Origin of the sequence: Sedimentimonas flavescens (genome assembly GCF_025154035.1) — a bacterium.
Lineage (GTDB): Bacteria > Pseudomonadota > Alphaproteobacteria > Rhodobacterales > Rhodobacteraceae > Rhodobacter > Rhodobacter flavescens.
The window spans coordinates 640,028-658,119 of the sequence record NZ_JAOALJ010000002.1; the positions used below are offsets into that span (position 1 = coordinate 640,028).

Consider the following 18,092-nt stretch of genomic DNA (forward strand, 5'->3'; position numbering starts at 1 on the left):
ATCAACCGCTCCGAAAAGGAGAGCGCAATGCGCGAAGTCATGACCAAGAGCATGGCCCGAAACATATTCTATGGCGGGTCACTGTTCTTCATCATCATCTTCCTGGGCCTCTCGGCGCAGACCCACATGTACATCCGTACCACCTCGACCAACGAAGCCACACTTACGGACTCGGTCAAGGCGGGCAAGCGGATCTGGGAAGAGAAAGCCTGTATCAACTGCCACACCATCCTTGGTGAAGGCGCCTATTTCGCCCCCGAACTGGCCAATGTGATGACCCGCTGGGGCGTCGATCCGGCCGACCATGAGGGAGCGATGGAATCGCTGAAGGCCTGGATGGATGCGATGCCCACGGGCATCGAAGGCCGCCGTCAGATGCCGCAATTCAATCTGACGGACGAAGAGTATCAGCAGCTCGCCGACTTCCTGCTCTGGGTCGATACTATCGACGCCCAGGACTGGCCGCCGAATGATGCGGGCTGAGGGAGAACCATCATGAAATACGAATCGCAAAAAATCGCCTTGGCCTATATGGGCGTGGCACTGGGCCTCTTTCTGATCCAGGTCACAATGGGGCTCGTCATCGGCTGGATCTACGTCTCGCCGAACTTCCTGTCCGAGGTTCTGCCCTTCAACATCGGGCGGATGCTGCACACCAACGCGCTTGTCGTGTGGCTGATCACCGGCTTCTTCGGCGCTGCCTACTTCCTCATTCCGGAAGAATCCGAGCGTGAGATCCACTCGGTCAAGCTGGCCTACCTTCAGCTGATCATTCTGGTTGTCGGCACGCTTGGCGCAGTCATCACCTACACCTTCAACCTGTTTGAGGGGAACATCCTGCTTGGCAAAGAGGGGCGCGAGTTCCTTGAGCAGCCGATGTGGGTGAAGGCCGGTATCGTCGTTGCCGCGCTGATCTTCCTCTACAACGTCTCGATGACGGTGCTGAAGGGTCGCAAGACCGCCATCACCAACATCCTGCTGCTTGGCCTCTGGGGCCTGGCGCTGCTGTTCCTCTTCGCCTTCTACAACCCGTCGAACCTCGCGCTCGACAAACAATACTGGTGGTACGTCGTCCACCTGTGGGTTGAGGGCGTGTGGGAACTGATCATGGCCGCGATTCTCGCCTACCTGATGCTCAAGCTGACGGGCGTGGACCGCGAGATCGTGGAAAAATGGCTCTATGTCATCGTTGCTGCCGCGCTCTTCTCGGGCATCCTTGGCACCGGTCACCACTACTACTGGATCGGCGCACCGGGCTACTGGCAGTGGATCGGCTCGATCTTCAGCTCGCTTGAGATCATTCCGTTCTTCGCGATGATGGCCTTTGCCTTCGTCATGGTCTGGAAAGGCCGTCGTGACCACCCCAACAAGGCCGCCCTGCTGTGGTCGCTTGGTTGTGCCACGCTCGCCTTCTTCGGTGCCGGTGTCTGGGGCTTCCTGCACACGCTGCACGGGGTGAACTACTACTCGCACGGCACGCAGATCACCGCGGCGCACGGCCACCTTGCCTTCTTCGGCGCCTATGTCTCGCTGAACCTGGCGATCATGAGCTACGCTATCCCGATCCTGCGTGGCCGCGATCCCTACAACCAGGTGCTCAACATGGCCTCGTTCTGGCTGATGTCGGGCGGCATGACCTTCATGACCTTCACGCTGACCTTCGCTGGCACGGTGCAGACGCACATGCAGCGGGTTCTGGGCGATGGCTTCATGGACGTGCAGGAGCAACTCTGGGTCTTCTACGTCATGCGCTTCGGCTCGGGCGTGGCGGTCGTGGTCGGCGCTCTGCTGTTCATCTACGCTCTGGCGAAGCCTCGGCGTGAGGTGATCACCTCAGCCGCTCCGGCCGAGTGATGCAACCCAAGACAGGACATCAGGATATGAACGCGCACAACATCACGAAGGAGGGGGCGGCAGCCCCCTTCTACCTCCCCCAGAGCGACGAATGCGACGTCTTTGCCGCTGCCGCCGCCTGCGATCTTCCCGTCTTGCTCAAGGGCCCCACGGGCTGCGGCAAGACCCGCTTCGTCGCGCATATGGCGGCCAAGCTTGGCCGGCCGCTCTACACGGTTGCCTGCCACGATGATCTTTCCGCCGCCGACCTGATCGGTCGCTACCTGCTCAAGGGTGGCGAGACCGTCTGGGTCGATGGCCCCCTGACCCGCGCCGTCCGCGAAGGCGCGATCTGCTATCTCGATGAGGTGGTCGAGGCGCGCAAGGACGTCACCGTCGTGCTGCACCCGCTCACCGACGACCGCCGGATCCTGCCGATCGACCGCACCGGCGAGGAACTGGAGGCCGCGCCCGGCTTCATGCTGGTTGCCTCCTATAACCCCGGCTATCAGAATATCCTCAAGACCCTGAAACCCTCGACCCGTCAGCGTTTCGTCGCGATGGAGTTCGACTTCCCCGCCGCGGAGCACGAAATCCCCGTGGTGGCCCGCGAATCCGGCCTGCCCGAGGAACGCGTCAAGCCGCTCGTGCGGCTCGCGGGCAAGCTGCGCGCGCTCAAGGGGCAGGATCTGGAAGAGGGAGTTTCGACCCGCCTTGTCGTCTATGCCGCAACGCTGATCGCGCGCGGTATGCCGATCGAGCGGGCCATCGACACCGCGATGATCGAACCCCTTTCGGATGATGAGGATGTGAAACGCGGGCTCCGCGATCTCGTTACGGCCATTTTCGGGTGAGGCAAGCCGTGACCGGGATCGACTTCGAGCCATGGGAACCCGAAGAAAGCGTCGGGAAACTATGGCACGCCCTTGCCAGCCGTTTTGACGCCCCCGAGGCGTATGACGGAGCCCGTGTCGACCTCTCCGAGGTCGGCGGACGGCTGGCAGTCCTTTTCCGCGCCCTGGGGGGTGCTGCGGCCTGCGAAATCCGGCCGGTGTCCGAGGAGGTCAGCCACCACCGGCTGTCCTTCCTGCGCCGCCTGGGAACCGAGGCCGAGGCCCTCCCGCGCGCAAGCCTTGATGGGGAGGCCCTGCGCCTTCCCGTCTCCTTGTCCCTTTTCCCCGCGCGTGAGGCCAATGCCGCCACATATGTCTGGCTGGCCGCGATTTCGGCGCGCGCTCCGGGCGGCATCACCCTGCCCGAGGATCTCTTGCAGGCCGATCTTGCGCGGATTGCGCTGGCGCGCCGCATGGTGGCCGACACATTGACCGAGGCGCCGGGCTTCCGCAGCCTCTACTCCGACCTTTGCGCCGCTACGCTTGCGCTGCGCCCGCGCCCCTCGCTGCCCGCCGCCGAGGCGGCCGTCGAGGCGCTGATCCGCGCGACGCTTGGCGATTCGACCCCGCTGTCCGATATGGCGCGCGGCTACGAGGCCGCGATGAAAGAGGGGCGGCTGAACACCCTGAGCACGCCGCGCGGCTATCAGCCCGCGCGCCCGGTCTCGCTCTGGCCCGATCTGCGTCGCGTCGAAACCTCGGCCGAGAACGCCGTAGAGACCCGCGATGCCGAGTCAGAGAACCTGATCGACGAGAACCCCGGAGAAAAGACCCATCGCGCCCGTCGTCGCAAGGCCGACCAGGTTGAGCGCAACGACAGCTTCATCCTGCACAAGTTCGAAGCGATCCTGAGCTGGGCCGAATTCATCAACCTCAACCGCCGGGTCGATGACGACGATCCCGACAGCGCCAAGAAGGCCGCCGACGATCAGGAAGAGATCGGGCTGGGGCAAATCTCCAAGGCGCCCGCGACGCGGCTCAAGCTGCACCTCGACCTTGCGCCCGAAGATGTGGACCGCGAGCGCCTGGCGGGCAAGTTCCTCTACCCCGAATGGGATGTGCGCACGGGCGCCTACCTGCCCGATCATTGCAGCGTCTTTGCCAGCCCTGCCGAGGTGCGGCCAGATGCGCCGTCGCCCAGTGCGGACCCGCGCGCCAACCGCCGCATCCGCGCGGTCAAACGCCAGTTCGAAGCGCTGCGGCCCGGCCGCATCTCGACCTCCGGGCATCTGGATGGCGATGAGCTGGACATGGAGGCCGCCGTTCGCGCGCGTGCCGACCTGCTGGCGACCGGCGAAGCATCGGAGCGGATCTGGCGCCAGACCCGCCCGCTCAAGCGCGATCTTGCGGTGTCGATCCTGCTCGATGTGTCGCGCTCTACGGAAAGCGCCGTGTCGGGCCGCGCCGTAATCGACATCGAACGCGAGGCGCTGGCCGCATTGGCCTGGGGTCTTGATGCCTGCGGCGATGATTTCGCGATCCATGCGTTCTCGTCGCTCAAGCGCAACCGGGTCTACATGCTGAACTGCAAGGAATTCGGCGAACCGATGGGCCCTGCGATCGAGGAGCGTATCGCCTCGCTCCGCCCGGGCTTCTACACCCGGCTTGGCGCCGCGATCCGCCACAGCTCGGCCGATCTTTCGCGTCAGGCGCGCAAACGGCGCCTGCTGCTGGTAATCACCGACGGCAAGCCCAACGACCTCGACCATTACGAGGGCCGCCACGGCATCGAGGACAGCCGCATGGCGGTGGTCGAGGCGCGCCGCGCGGGCCATTCGGTCTTTGGCATCACCATCGACCGCGAGGGCAAGTCCTGGTTCCCGCGGATCTTCGGGCGCGGCGGCTTCGCCGTGATCCCGCATCCCGATCACCTGACCGCCGCCCTCCCCGAGATCTACCGGCAACTGGTGGGAGCATGACCGACACGACACCCGAGGCCCATCCGCTCGAACAGCTTCCCGGCGATCTGATGATGTGGGTGCTGATCGTGTCGGAACTGCTTGTCTTCGGGGCGGGGCTCGCGGCCTTCCTGAGCGTTCGGATCACCGACCCGGCGGCCTTCGCGAGCGCGCAGGATCATCTGCATCGCGCGGCTGCGGGGATCAACACGCTGGTCCTGGTCACCTCGGGTTTTCTTGCCGCTCTGGCGGTGCGCGCGGCCGAGCATGGCCGGATCGCCCGCACCCGGATGTGGCTTTCCGCGGCCTCGCTGCTCGGGGTTGTGTTCCTGGTGATCAAGACCTTCGAGTTTATCGAGAAGGCGCAGCAGGGCATTGGGATCGAGACCAGTACCTTCTTTACCTTCTATTACCTGATGACCGGTTTTCATGCCGCGCATGTCGTCGCCGGGATCGTCATCCTGGGCCTCGTCGGCATCCGCTGCACTCCGCGCACGGTCGAGGTCGGCGCCGCCTTCTGGCACATGGTCGATCTGGTCTGGGTGCTGCTTTTCCCGGTGATCTATCTGTTGAGGTAAGCGATGAAGCTGCTGTCTGATCCGCTGATGCGTGCCTGGGTCTGGCTTGTGGGGCTTTCGCTCGGCTCCACCGTCATCGCCACTTCGGTCGCGCGGATCGAGGGCGTGGGCATCACCCTTGCTGGAGCTACGATCCTTGTGCTGGCCTGGGCCAAGGCCCGGGTCATCCTGTCTCGCTATCTGGGGCTTGCACAGGCGCCCTTCTGGCATCGCGGCTTTTCGATCGTGCTGGCGATCTATTGCGCGGGCCTGCTGGGGCTTTACCTGATCGCCTGAGCGATCAGGGCTTCGACCAAGCGGTCGCGGGGTCTTCCTCGGAATAGTCGCGCAGCAACGAGATATCGTCGATCACCGCGACGTTCTGACGGATGCGCACGCCCTGATCGCGCAGCTTGGCAAAGGCGCGGCTCAGGCTTTCGGGCTTCATGCCCAGACGCCCGGCAATCAGCACCTTGTCATAGGGCAGCGTCACCTCGCACTTACCCTCGCCGCAAGGCGCGAGATCAAGCAGGAATTCCGCAACCCGCTGCGCCCCGGTCTGCGCCTTGAGCTGCTCGATCTGACCAACAAGGCGATGCAGATGTGCGAAGGTCGCAGAAAGCAGCGCCACGGCAAGCTCGGGCTCGTTCTGGATCAGCCGCAAGAACACTTCGGTGTCGATACGGATCAGGCGGCAATCCGTCGCGCATTCCGCCGAGACCGGATAGGGATCGTTCTTGAACGCGACCGCCTCGCCGAAGCTGTCGCCACGGGTAAAGACACCCACGACCGCCTCGGCCCCGTTCGGCGCGATGCGATAGAGCTTCACCCAACCCTCAGCGACGATATAGACGCCGGTCGCGGTTTCGCCCTGCAGGAAGATCGTCGCGCCGCGCTCAAGCTCGCGCATCCGGGCCTGCGCCAGAATACGGTCCAACGCGTGGGCGGGGACGTTCGCCAGCAAGAGCGACTGGCGAGCGACTGCTTGAAGTGATTGCGGCATCGCGATTCCTTTCTTGCGACTTATGCCGAATCCAAGCGGCAGATGGAATAGTCAGGGCTTTCATCCCGACGTAAAGGATAGCGCCGACGCGGCGGGGGCAAGAGGCGTCGGACGGAATTTTCACCAAATGGTCAGCAAGGCGACAGTGCGCCGAGTTCGCCGGATGTCTCAGCCTTCTTCGGCGCGGCGCAGATCTTCGGGCAACAGCGCGGGCGGGGCGGCCCCTCCGACAGGGTCAAGCAGCATCTCTTCGGCGCGGGTCAGGCGTTCCTCGCCGCCCTGCACCAAGGCCCAGAGGTGATGCATATCCTCCTCGAAACGCTCCTCGCCGATCACGCCTGCATCGCGGAGCTTCTCGATCTCACGCATTACTTCGATGGCGTAATCGTTGAGGCCAAGCGCCTGCACCTCGCCTTCGGACTGCACATCGTAGCGCACCGCATGGGCGAAGGCGAACATGACGACCTGCGTCAGCGCCTCGCCCACCGAGGCGCCGCGCGCCATCCGGTCGGCGGCCAGCGCCTCGCCCGCCATGGTCATCTCCATCCCGAACCCTTCGAGCAGTTCGCGCATCCCGGCCAGCACTTCGGGATCGACCTCGGTGCCAAGAGGCGTCGCGTCATCCGAGGGCGCGCCGCCGAGATCCTCGGTAAAGACCGAGACCGAAACCTTCGGCGCCTTGGGTGCGGCACGCACGGGCGCAACGGGCCGCTCCTCGACCGGTGGCACCTCTTCGACGGGTGCCGGATCGGGGGTAGCGGCGGGCTCGGGCGGCGCTTCAGCGGGCAGATCGACGGGCTCCGCGGCGTGGGGTGCGGGCACAGGTTCTTCCTGCGGAGCGGGGGCAAGCAGGGCCTGAGCCGCCGCACTCAGGCGCAACTGCATCACCACCTTGGCGCCGAACAACCGGCTGAGGAAGAACGGGCGATGCTCGTGCTCCTCAACAAGGCCCATCTCTTTCAGGCGCACCAGCGGGCGACCCACCTCGAGCCCCTTGCCACGCGCCTCGACCGAAAGCGAATCGCGATCGACAGACCCGCGCGCGTCCCCAAGCTGGGCGATCACGTTCAGCAGCTCAAGTTCTGCGCGTTCGAGCGGTTTGTCCGGCATCTGGCCCTCCCCTTCAAGAGGCACGCGGCATCGCAGATCGCGGCAGCGGCGTCAATGCAACCCTTGGTGACAGCGCCGTTTTTCGCCGACGCGCGCAATGCGTTCAGGCGGCCATTCCGGCAACGGGCGCGGGGCGAATCCGCAAGGCCCGCAGCGCATTGAGGATCGCCAGCACGTCGATCACTTCCTGAAGCAGAGCGCCTTCGACGGGCGTCAGATAGCCAAGCGCCGCCGCGATCATCCCCAGAACCGACAGCCCGATTCCCATGAAGACGCTCTGGATCGCGATGCCACGTGCACCGCGCGCGATCTCCAGCCCCGGCCGCAGCCGGTCGATGCTATCGACCAGCAGCACCACATCCGCCGCCTCGGCCGAGGCCGCCGCCCCGCGCGCGCCCATCGCAATGCCGACATCGGCGGCGGCCAGCGCGGGCGCATCGTTGACCCCGTCGCCCACCATGGCCACCGCGCCATCCTTGCGCTCGCTCAGCACCAGAAGCACCTTCTGATCAGGCGTCAGCCCGGCGCGCAGACCATCAAGCCCGAGGCCATCGGTGACGCGCTCGGCCACATCGGCACGGTCGCCCGTGGCCAGAAGGATGCGCGACACGCCAAGCTGGCGCAGCGCGTCGAGCATCTCGCGCGCGCCCTCGCGCAGCGGGTCCGCCATGATCAGGTGCCCCGCCAGATGCCCATCGACCGAAAGCGCCACCAACACCGCGCCCGCCATCAGCGCTTCGTCCGGCAGGGCGCCATCGCCCACCCGCTCGGTCACGAAGCGATCGCCGCCGACCAGCACGCTTTTCCCATCGATATGACCCAGAACGCCCTCTCCGGGAATCTCGGCGACCTCGGTCGGCAGAGACAGCACCAGCCCACGCTCGCGCGCGGCCTGCACCAGCGCCTGCGCGACCGGATGCTGCGAGGCCTGATCGAGCGAGGCCGCAAGGCGCAGGATCTCATCCTCCGCCAGCGCACCACGGCTTTGAACGGCAAGGATGCGCGGACGCCCCTCCGTCAGGGTGCCGGTCTTGTCGAGGATCAGCGTGCGGATCTGCGCCAACATCTCAAGCGGCTTGGCACCCTTGATCAGCACGCCGTAATGCGCCGCCCGCGACAGCCCCGCGACCAGGGCGACTGGCACCGCCAGGATCAGCGGGCAAGGGGTGGCCACGACCAGAACCGCGACGGCCCGGATCGGATCGCCCGTCAGCCACCACGCCAGACCTGCCAGCACCAGCGTCACCACCAGAAAGCCAAGCGACCAGCGATCGGCCAGCCGCGCCATGGGCGCCTTGGAACGCTGCGCCTCTTCGACAAGGCGCACGATCCCGGCATAGGTGCTTTGCGCGGCGATCCGCGTCGCGCGCAGCTCGAACGCCTCGCCGGCATTGGTCGAACCGCTCATGACCTCGGCGCCGGCGGCGGCGCGCACGGGCAGCGATTCCCCGGTCAGCGCCGAGGTGTCGAGCATCGCCATATCCGACAAGAGCGTGCCATCGACCGGCGCAACCTCTCCCTGCCGGATCAGCAGCCGGTCGCCGGGCTCGACGGCATCGAGCGGCACAGCCTCTAGCCTGCCGTCGCGCAGCCGGGTGGCACTGCGCGGCACGCGCGAAAGCAGATCGTGCATCTCGCGACGGGCGCGCCCCTCGGCATAGCTTTCCAGAAAGGTGCCGCCCGCATACATCACGCCCACGACGGCGGCGGCGAGTGTCTCGCCAAAGATCAGCGCGGAAGACATCGACAGCGCCGCGACGATATCAAGGCCGAACTCACCCCGCCGCAGCCCGTCTGCAATCTCGAACACCAGCGCCACCAGAACCGGTGCGACACCCGCTGCCCAAACCCATCGCGCAGGCGCCTCCTGCCCGCTGAAGTGCAGCAAAAGCCCCAGGCAAAGCCCCGCCAACGCAACCGCGATCAGCGCCTTCTTGCCGCGATCCCCCGAGAGCAGTTCCATCGGCTCACTCCGCGCTCATTCTTCGCGCAAGGCGTAAGACATGTAATCGGCAATCGGCTTGAGCAGGAACGAGGCAGGCGTGCGCGCCGAGGTCTGGATGAAAGCCTCCAGCGGCATGCCAGGTTGCAGCCCGAAACCATCCAGCGCCGCCCGGCTTTCCTCGGCGATGGTCAACTCGGCCGTGTAGAAGGCCACGCCGCTTTGCGCATCCAGCACCGTATCGGCGGATACGCTGCGCAGCACGCCCGAAAAACTGGGCGTTGTGCGGCTGTCAAAATTAGGAAAACGCACCAGCGCGCCCTGCCCCGGTTGCAGCCGGTCGACTTGCCGCGGGTCGATGCGCAAAACGAAGATCAGCGGCGTATCGGCGGGCACGATCGTTGCGATGTCGCTGCCCGGCGCGATGACCCCGCCGATAGTGTGGACCTTCAGGTCCAACACGCGCCCGGTCATCGGTGCGCGCAGGATCAGCCGGCCTAGCGCAGTCTCGACCACCCGCAGGTTCTCGCGCAGTTCGATCTCGCGCGGCTCCAGCATGCGCAACTCGTTTTGCGCCTCTTCGCGCCGCGCCGCCGATAGCCGCAGGGCCTCGATCTCATACCCCGCGCGAGCACTGTTGATTTCGGCGACCGAGGCCTGAAGCCGCCCGATCTGGCCCTCAAGGCTCGCGGCCTCACGTTGCAAAACCGAGACCTGGCGGAACTGCGTCAGCCCGCGCTCATAGAGCGATTGCTGATCGGTAAGTTCCTTCTCGATCAGGCTTAACTGGGTCTCACCCGCCGTGATCTCACGGCCGAAGCCCTCGATCTGCGCCCGCGCCTGCAACTTGCGCTCGTCTAGCTGCGCGAGTGTCTGGGCCATGGTGTCGCGGCGCGAGGCAAACAGCGCGGTTTCCGAGGCCAGAACCCGCGCCACCTCGGCATCGGCCGCAGCGGCATCGCGCAACTCGGCGCGATAGTCGGGGGCCTCGGAATCCAGCACCTCGGCGCTCAGCCGGTCGATCCGGGCGAGCGTCTCGAAGAGGCCGCGACGCAACAGCAACTGCCGCGCCTCAAGCTCGGTCCCGTCGAGACGGATCAGGGCCGCACCCGCCTCAACCAGATCGCCATCGCGGATCTCGATTGCGGCGACAAGGCCGCCATCGGGATGCTGCACGGTCTGGCGCCGGGCCTCGACTTCGACCTGCCCCATGGCAACGACCGCACCATTGATCTCGGTCGCGACGGACCAGGCCGCGAAGCCGCCAATGCCCAGCAGGATGGTCAACAGACCGATGGTGATGAGACTCGTCGTGGACCAAACCATCAGCCATCCCCCTGCTTGCGGCTGGCCGCACTGATCAGGCTGGGGCTGTTCTTGACGAAGCGGCTCAGCACCTCGTCACGCGGGCCAAAGGCGCGCATCACGCCACCCTCGACCATCATCACCTTGTTCGACACCGCCAGCGCCGAGGGGCGGTGCGACATCACGAAGACGATCTTCTGCGCATCGCGCGCCGTGGCAATTGCCGCGTTCAGCGCCTGCAAGCCGGGCTCATCAAGGCTCGAATTCGGCTCATCGAGCACCAGAACCACCGGATCGCCATAGAAGGCGCGCGCAAGCCCGATGCGCTGGCGTTGCCCGCCCGACAGCTCATTCCCGCGATCGCCGATGCGCGTGTCATAGCCATTGGGCAGGCCGAGGATCAGATCATGGGCCGAGGCCGCCTGTGCCGCCGCCACGATATCCTCGGGCGTGGCATCGGGCTGGAAGCGCGCGATGTTCTGCGCCACGGTGCCCGCAAACAGCGTGACGCGCTGCGGCAGGTAGCCCAGCATCAGGCCCAGACGGTCGGGTTCGTATTGCTCAAGCGTCGCACCACCCAGACGGATCTCGCCATGGCTCGGCGCCCAGAGGCCGACCAGCATCCGCGCCAGCGTCGTCTTGCCCGAGGCCGAAGGGCCGATCACCGCCACAACATCGCCGCCCTGCGCGCTGAAACTCACGTTGCGCAGCAAGGGCCGCGACTGTCCCGGCGGCAGATAGGTCGCACCATGGGCCGAGATCAGCGCGGCGGGTTCAGGCAGCGGCATTGGCGCGGGCGCCTCGGGCGCCGAGGCCAGGGCTCGGTCAAGCGCGCGCGCCGAGATCAGACCGCGCTGCATCACCGGCCACTGCCCAACGGTCTGCTCGACCGGCGCCAGCGTGCGCCCCAGTAAGATCGAGGCCGCGACCATCGCGCCTGCCGTCAATTCATCTTGCAACACAAGCCATGCGCCAAGCGCAAGCACCGCAGATTGCAGCAGCAGCCGGGTCGCCCGCGTCGCCGCCGTAATCGCGCCGCCCCGATGCGCGCCGCGCAACGAAGCCTCCAGCCCGCCTTGCCTCGCGCCCTGCCAAAGCGCCGACAGCGCGCCGCGCATCCCGAGGGCACGGATCGTCTCGATCTCGTCCTCCATCATCTGCGCGCGGGCGTCGGCCTCAAGATTGCTGCGCATCGCGACCGCCTGCTGGCGCGCCGTGACACGCTGATTGAAGAGCGCAAGCAGCAGAACCAGCGCGGTGCCAGCAAGCGCAAACCAACCCAGGAGCGGATGGAACAGAAACAGCACGATCAGGAAAATCGGTGTCCAGGGCAGATCGAACAGCGCCGCCAGAGCAGGCGAGGCAAAGACCGCCTGCACCTGCGCCAGATCGCGCAACGGCCGCACATCGCCGCGCCGCTCGCCGCCACGCTCCGCCAATGCAAGCGACGCCGACAACGCCCGCGGGCTGAGGCCATCGTGCAACCGCGCCCCGATCAGCGCCAGCACCCTTCCCCGCACGAAGTCAAGCACACCCATGATCAGGAACAGATAGGCCACGATGATGAACAGAACGACCAGCGTGCTGCTGGTGCGCCCACCGATGACCCGGTCGTAGATCTGCAACATGAAGATCGGCCCGGTCAGCATCAGCAGGTTGATGACCGCGCTGAACAGCGCCACCGCCAGCAGGCTGCGCGCCGAGGACCACAGCGTCCGACGTAATTCGGACGGTGCCTGTGTCCTCGCAACTGCCATCATGCCTTCTCCCTCGGCGGCCCGGTCCGGTCACTGGATCACAAAGCGAAACCGGCTCCAAGGTCCAACCCGCGCGATGATCCGCCAAAGTCCTGAACCGAGGCTGAATCGCAATAGGCGTGCGTCAGGCCAGAAAAACCTGATCGTCGCTGAAGAAGGCCATCACATCCGTGCCCCACTCGGTCGTGCCGCCAATGGTGATCGAGCCCATCCCGTCACCCCAGCTGAGAACCGATGCATCCTCGACCCCGTCGCCATCGGTATCGACCGTTGCGAGATCGAAGAGATCGTCGAGCTGTTCGTCGGTCAGCTCAGACAGGCCGTTCAGAACGATGGTGTCTTGCGTGTTCACACCACTCTGGAAATCCGCGATGGTGTCGTGTCCGTCCGAGGTGGTAATCGCGGTCCCACCATCCACGGACGGAATATAGATCTGGTCCTCGTAGTAGATCGTGCGGCCATCGGCGAGTGTGTATTGCGAAACATCGTCCGGGTTGTCGAGTAGCGGATCCTTGCTGTCGCTAGAGGACCAGGTGTATGCGAGACCATCCCTATACTGTTCAACCAAAGGCGCCAGGAAACCGGTTGCTTCACCCGCCTCTTCGTCCCACCCCCCAAGATACAGTTGCGCGAAGCCGTTCAGAGTAAGACCGGAATCCGGCGCATCGAAAGTGCCCACGAGCGTAAAGCCCTCGCCGCTCTCGACCCCAAAGTTAAACACAAATGTGTCTTCTCCCGGACCGCCGATCAGCAGATCGTCGCCCGAGCCGCCATCGAGTGTGTCATTGCCGGGGCCGCCCTTCAGAACATCGTCCCCACCCGCGCCGAAAAGCTGGTCGTCGCCCGGTCGCCCCTTGAGCACGTCGTCCAGTTCGGTCCCGTGGATCACATCATCCGAATTCGACCCCATCGTCGATTTCGCCGAGCGGGTATGCGCTTTCGCAGCCATAAGGCGGTCTCCCTGTTCGTCTCCGGTCGCTCCCGCCAGTATGCCTTAATCTTTCTTAAAGTATATCACTCATGGCTGCCGAGTTTTCCCGCAGCGATTGCATTCCCCCGGCCAGGAGGCTGACGAGGTCAAGAAACGCGGCCTTTCACCCCATGCCGGTGCGTTCGCGGCGGCGGCCAGCGCGGGCAGAATCGCTGCGCCAGCTCAGCACGGTCGCGGCGCCCCAGGCAACGCAGTAAAGCCCGCCCATTGCCAGCACGTAGCTCCCGCTGATCGGCCCGATCGCCGCGCGCTCGGCCAGTTGCGAGGCATGGGTCAGAGGCTCGGGATGCACGAGCAGCTTGCCCAGATAGGCCGCCGTCTGAATCAGCAATATCCAGAAGTAATTGCGCCGGATGCGGCGGCCAATCGCAACCCACAAAGAGACATGATAGCGCGGGGCCCAGTAATCCTCGGCCAGGGTCTTTTGCCAGCCTTCTTCCATGTGCAGATCGCCGTCATGCAGCATGGGGGCGTAGAAATGCGTCTCAAGCCAGCGGCAGCGCGCACGCCAGACGTTGAAATAGCGATAGCGCCGCGCCTCCTGCATCAGGAAGAAGATGATCAGGATCCCCACCAGGATCAGCGGCAGGGGCGAGGCAGCGGGCGAGGAATAGGAAATCGACAGCGCGATCCCGAGCGTCACCACCGCCCAGTTCGTCGTCGTATCCAGCCGTGTTCGCCAGATCGTCGAACGATACACCTCGCCGCGGTAGAGATGCGCAATCGCGCCAAGCTCTGCGGCATCGAGCTTCTTGCGCTCGGCCTTTTCCCCTGCGTCCATCAGATGTCCTCCCCTAGCGTCAGGTTCGCACGGCAGCGCCGGTCGGGCAAGATTTTTGGCAAGATTTTCAGGGGGTCACGCGGGATTCGGGCGCCTGACGGCGGCACGACTCCGCGCCGATCTGGGGCGCCCTGGGTCGGGGCGCCCCTTGGCTGGCATCAGCCTTGCATCTCAAGTTCGCGCGCCCGTTCGCGCAGGGCGAATTTCTGCACCTTTCCGGTCGACGTCTTGGGCAACTCGCAGAAGATGACCGTCTTGGGCGCCTTGAAATGCGCCATGTTCTGGCGGCAGAAGGCGATCAGTTCGGCCTCGCTGACCGTGGCACCGGCGCTCAGCTTGACGAAGGCGCAGGGCGTCTCACCCCAGCGTTCGTGCGGGCGGGCAACCACGGCGGCCTCCATCACCTCGGGGTGCTTGTAAAGCACGTCCTCGACCTCGATCGACGAGATGTTCTCGCCGCCCGAAATGATGATGTCCTTGGAGCGGTCCTTGAGTTCGACATAGCCATCGGGATGCATCACACCGAGATCGCCGCTGGCGAACCAGCCGCCCGAGAATGCCTCATCCGTCGCGCTCGGGTTCTTGAGGTAACCTTTCATCACGCTGTTGCCGCGCAGGAATATCTCGCCGATGGTCTGACCGTCGGAGGGCACAGGCTGCAGGGTTTCCGGATCGGCGACCATCAAGCCCTCGGCCGAAAGGTTGCGCACACCCTGGCGGGCCTTGAGCCGGGCGCGCTCGGCCGGGCTCTGCGCATCCCATTCGGGGTGCCAGGCGCAGGTGACGGCGGGGCCATAGGTCTCGGTCAGGCCATAGGCATGGGTGACCTCGAAGCCCATCGCCTCCATCTTCTCGATGATGATCGCAGGCGGCGGCGCGCCACCGGTCAGCACCTTGATCCCGGTCTGCAAGCCTTCCTTGAGCGCCGCATCGGCATGGACGATAAGAGCCAGAACGATCGAAGCGCCGCAGAAGTGGGTCACGCCCTCTTCCTTCATCAGGCGCAGCATCGCCTCGTCACGCACGGCGCGCAGGCAGATCACCGTGCCCGCCGCGGCGGCAATCGTCCAAGGGTAGCACCAGCCGTTGCAATGGAACATCGGCAAGGTCCACAGATAAACCGGCGTGTCGCCCATCTGCCATGTCGCGATGTTCGAGAGCGAGTTCAGATGCGCCCCGCGGTAGTGATAGACGACCCCCTTGGGATTGCCCGTCGTCCCCGAGGTATAGTTCAGACTGATCGCATCCCATTCGCTCGCCGGCGGCGCCCACTCGAAGCTTTCGGAACCCTCGGCGACCATCTCATCATAGGTGATCTGACCGATGCGGCGTCCGCCCTCATAGCTCGCGTCGAGAATGTCGACCACGAGGATATCGCTGCGCCCGGCGATATGCAGCGCGCGCTCGGCGACCTCCGCGAACTCGGGGTCGACCAGAAAGACCTTGGTCTCGGCATGGCTCAGGATAAAGCTGATCGCCTCGGCATCCAGACGCGTATTGATCGCGTTCAGCACCGCTCCCGCCATCGGCACGGCGAAATGGGCTTCATAGATCTCGGGAATGTTGGCGGCGATGATCGAGACGGTATCGCCCCTGCCAATACCACGCGCGCTCAACGCGCTGGCAAGACGACGGCATCGCGCATAGGTCTCGGCCCAAGTGCGGCGGATATCGTTATACACGACCGCCGTGCGGTTGGGGTAAACCGCCGCCGTGCGGGCCATGAAGCTGACGGGGGTCAGCGGCACGTAATTTGCGGCGTTCTGATCAAGACCGATTTCGTAAATGTTGTGCTTCATGCAAAGCTTCCTCCAAGCGGGCCTAAGCGTCCTTGCCCATCAACAATCTGCGCCCGAGTTGCCGGGCCGGCTTACTGCGGTAGCGGGCGGTGCCCCGGCATCTCGGGGCACACGCCCAAAAAGTTCACCGCCGCCTTCAGCGTTCGTGCGGCGGTGAATGTTTTCGCCTGACCGAGAAGCACGCTTCGTGATCAGGCCGGAGACGCCTCGGCGTTCTCACTTGGCCCGGACGTAGCGGCCCGGTGCATCTTCGATGACCTTGAGGCCACCCTTGCCGGGACGGTAGGCGGGTACGCGCGCATCGTCACTGTGGGAGGCAATCCACTTGGCCCATTCAGGCCACCACGAGCCGGAATGCTGCTTGGCGCCTTCCAGCCATTCCTCGGATTTCTCGGGATAGTCACTGCGGGTCCAGTAGCCGTATTTCGGACGCTCCGCGGGCGGATTGATCACCCCCGCGATATGGCCCGATCCGCCCAGCACGAAGGTCACATCACCGCCCAGAAGCTGCGTGGTCGGGTAGATCGAGGTCCAGGGCGCGATGTGATCCTCTTTCGTGGCCAGCACGAAGAAGGGCACGTCGATCTTGCCGAGGTCGATGGGCGTTCCGTCGAGCGTCAGGAAGCCCGGCTGACGCAGGCCGTTCTCGATATATACCTTCTCCAGGTACCACAGCAGCATGGCTGCGGGCAGGCGCGTGCTGTCCGCATTCCAGAAGAGCAGGTCGAACGCCGGAGGTTTTTGTCCCATCAGGTAGTTCATCACGTGGAACGACCACACCAGGTCGTTTTCGCGAATCATCGAGAACATGTCCTGCAGGTGGTGATTCTCGAGATATCCGTGCTCGGCCATATGACTGCGTAGCGCTGCAAGGCGGTCGCGGTCGATGAACACGCCGACCTCGCCGACATTGGTGAAGTCCACCATGGTCGCAAAGGTGGTCGCCGTGACGATGCGCTTGTCGCCGCGCGCCGCCAGCAGCGCCAGCGTCGCGGTCACCAGGATACCGCCGATGCAGAACCCGAGGATGTCGAAGCGCTCTTCGCCGGTCGCCTTCTCCATCGCGTCCAGCGCCGCAAGCGGACCGAGCTTCATGTAATCCTCAAAGCTCATCGCCGCGTGCTCGCGCGTCGGGTTCACCCAGGAAATCAGGAAGACCGAGTGCCCCTGCTCAAGCATGTAGCGCACCATCGAATTGTCGGGGCGCATATCGAAGATGTAGTATTTGTTGATCCACGGCGGAACGAACAGCAGCGGGCGCTTGTGCTGCGTCTTGGTCATCGGTTCGTAATGGATCAGCTGCATCAGCTCGTTTTCATAAACGACCTTGCCGGGCGTCACCGCCAGATCCTTGCCGACCTCGAAGGCCGAAGCGTCGTTGGTATTGATGTCCAGCCGGCCCTCGCCGCGCTCAAGATCCTCCACCAGATTGCGGAAACCGTCGAGCAGGCTGCGCCCCTCTGTCTCCAGAAGGCGCTCACGCGCGGCGGGGTTGAGCATCAGGAAATTGCTCGGTGACAGCGCGCTAAGCATCTGACGTGTATAGAATTTTACTCGCAGGCTGTCCTTGGTGCCCTGCGGCAGAACCGACAGAAACTCTTCGGTCGCGCGCTCCAGCGCCAAATGGCTGTCGCGCAGGCCGCGCGTCACCGGATCCGCATTCCAGCGCCGATCGCGAAAGCGCTTGTCGCCGACCTTGCCACCCTCGCCGCTCCAGGCATCCTGCCAGGCTTTCGCCCAATCGACCCAGAAGCGCTGCGAAAGCTCAAGCGTTTCGAGCGGGCGTTCCAGAAAGGCGGGCAGCGCGCGCATATAGGCCTCGACCACGCTGCGATAGTCGACAATGGAGAAATCCTGCCCCGAGATCTTGGCGGAGGCGGTCTCTTGCGAGCGCTTCGCAACAGCCTGCAGGCGGGTCATCAATTCGAGGAATTCGGCGCCCTGTCGTGTGATGCTCTCTGCATCGAGCGAACTGGTGGGGGGGAGCGATTGGCGCCGTTCGGACATATAGAATTCCTCCTCGAATTCGACCGTTACATATTCGGGTAGTTAGGTCCGTCGCCGCCCTGGGGTGTTGTCCAGGTTATGTTCTGGCTGGGGTCCTTGATGTCGCAGGTCTTGCAGTGCACGCAGTTCTGGAAGTTGATCTGGAAGCGTGGGCCATCCTCACCTTCGAGCACCTCATAGACCCCGGCCGGGCAGTAGCGCTGCGCGGGCTCGTCA

16 protein-coding genes are annotated in these 18,092 nt (G+C 64.7%); 6 read left to right on the forward strand and 10 right to left on the reverse strand.

Annotation, left to right across the window (positions count from 1 at the left end):
* Positions 1–27 precede the first annotated feature (27 nt).
* From N3C64_RS06500 to N3C64_RS06525, 6 genes are read left to right on the forward strand one after another with little or no spacing between them, the layout of a single operon-like run.
* On the forward strand, positions 28–483 hold the full coding sequence (locus N3C64_RS06500) for a c-type cytochrome (RefSeq protein ID WP_218628970.1): 456 nt from the start codon (positions 28–30) through the stop codon (positions 481–483).
* Positions 484–495: 12 nt separating this feature from the next.
* A complete protein-coding gene (locus tag N3C64_RS06505) occupies positions 496–1,854 on the forward strand; it encodes a cbb3-type cytochrome c oxidase subunit I (protein ID WP_260013026.1) in 1,359 nt (452 codons plus the stop codon).
* Positions 1,855–1,880: 26 nt separating this feature from the next.
* Positions 1,881–2,687, forward strand: a complete 807-nt coding sequence (locus N3C64_RS06510) for a CbbQ/NirQ/NorQ/GpvN family protein (RefSeq protein ID WP_218628972.1) — start codon at positions 1,881–1,883, stop codon at positions 2,685–2,687.
* A gap of 8 nt (positions 2,688–2,695) precedes the next feature.
* On the forward strand, positions 2,696–4,645 hold the full coding sequence (locus tag N3C64_RS06515; protein WP_260013030.1) for a nitric oxide reductase activation protein NorD: 1,950 nt from the start codon (positions 2,696–2,698) through the stop codon (positions 4,643–4,645).
* Positions 4,642–5,202 carry a cytochrome c oxidase subunit 3 family protein gene (locus tag N3C64_RS06520; RefSeq protein WP_260013033.1) on the forward strand — a complete coding sequence of 187 codons (561 nt, stop codon included), beginning with the start codon at positions 4,642–4,644 and terminating at the stop codon, positions 5,200–5,202. The genes N3C64_RS06515 and N3C64_RS06520 overlap by 4 nt, the downstream gene beginning before the upstream one ends.
* A gap of 3 nt (positions 5,203–5,205) precedes the next feature.
* A complete protein-coding gene (locus N3C64_RS06525; protein ID WP_218628975.1) occupies positions 5,206–5,478 on the forward strand; it encodes a nitric oxide reductase F protein in 273 nt (90 codons plus the stop codon).
* 4 nt (positions 5,479–5,482) lie between these two features.
* Here N3C64_RS06525 and N3C64_RS06530 read toward each other — a convergent pair whose 3' ends face one another.
* The 10 genes from N3C64_RS06530 to N3C64_RS06575 form a co-directional block, all read right to left on the reverse strand.
* Entirely contained in the window at positions 5,483–6,184 is a 702-nt protein-coding gene (locus N3C64_RS06530; protein WP_218628976.1) for a Crp/Fnr family transcriptional regulator, read from the reverse strand.
* A 168-nt stretch (positions 6,185–6,352) separates the two neighbouring features.
* Positions 6,353–7,294, reverse strand: coding sequence for a hypothetical protein (locus N3C64_RS06535; RefSeq protein ID WP_260013039.1), 942 nt, complete (start codon positions 7,292–7,294; stop codon positions 6,353–6,355).
* Between the two features lie 103 nt (positions 7,295–7,397).
* On the reverse strand, positions 7,398–9,257 hold the full coding sequence (locus N3C64_RS06540; protein WP_260013046.1) for a heavy metal translocating P-type ATPase: 1,860 nt from the start codon (positions 9,255–9,257) through the stop codon (positions 7,398–7,400).
* A gap of 15 nt (positions 9,258–9,272) precedes the next feature.
* Positions 9,273–10,562, reverse strand: a complete 1,290-nt coding sequence (locus tag N3C64_RS06545; RefSeq protein WP_260013048.1) for an HlyD family type I secretion periplasmic adaptor subunit — start codon at positions 10,560–10,562, stop codon at positions 9,273–9,275.
* Positions 10,562–12,301 carry a type I secretion system permease/ATPase gene (locus N3C64_RS06550; protein ID WP_260013051.1) on the reverse strand — a complete coding sequence of 580 codons (1,740 nt, stop codon included), beginning with the start codon at positions 12,299–12,301 and terminating at the stop codon, positions 10,562–10,564. Before N3C64_RS06550 ends, N3C64_RS06545 begins: the two co-directional genes overlap by 1 nt.
* Before the next feature lie 121 nt (positions 12,302–12,422).
* Positions 12,423–13,247: a calcium-binding protein gene (locus N3C64_RS06555; RefSeq protein ID WP_260013055.1), complete on the reverse strand. Its 825-nt coding sequence runs from the start codon at positions 13,245–13,247 to the stop codon at positions 12,423–12,425.
* A 145-nt stretch (positions 13,248–13,392) separates the two neighbouring features.
* Complete coding sequence (locus N3C64_RS06560; RefSeq protein ID WP_218628981.1) at positions 13,393–14,070, reverse strand: DUF2270 domain-containing protein; 678 nt, start codon at positions 14,068–14,070, stop codon at positions 13,393–13,395.
* Between the two features lie 158 nt (positions 14,071–14,228).
* Entirely contained in the window at positions 14,229–15,869 is a 1,641-nt protein-coding gene (locus N3C64_RS06565) for an acyl-CoA synthetase (RefSeq protein WP_260013060.1), read from the reverse strand.
* A 216-nt stretch (positions 15,870–16,085) separates the two neighbouring features.
* Positions 16,086–17,789, reverse strand: a complete 1,704-nt coding sequence (locus N3C64_RS06570; protein WP_260013062.1) for a PHA/PHB synthase family protein — start codon at positions 17,787–17,789, stop codon at positions 16,086–16,088.
* A 113-nt stretch (positions 17,790–17,902) separates the two neighbouring features.
* A partial coding sequence (locus N3C64_RS06575; protein ID WP_260013066.1) for a 4Fe-4S dicluster domain-containing protein occupies positions 17,903–18,092 on the reverse strand: 190 nt, incomplete at its 5' end.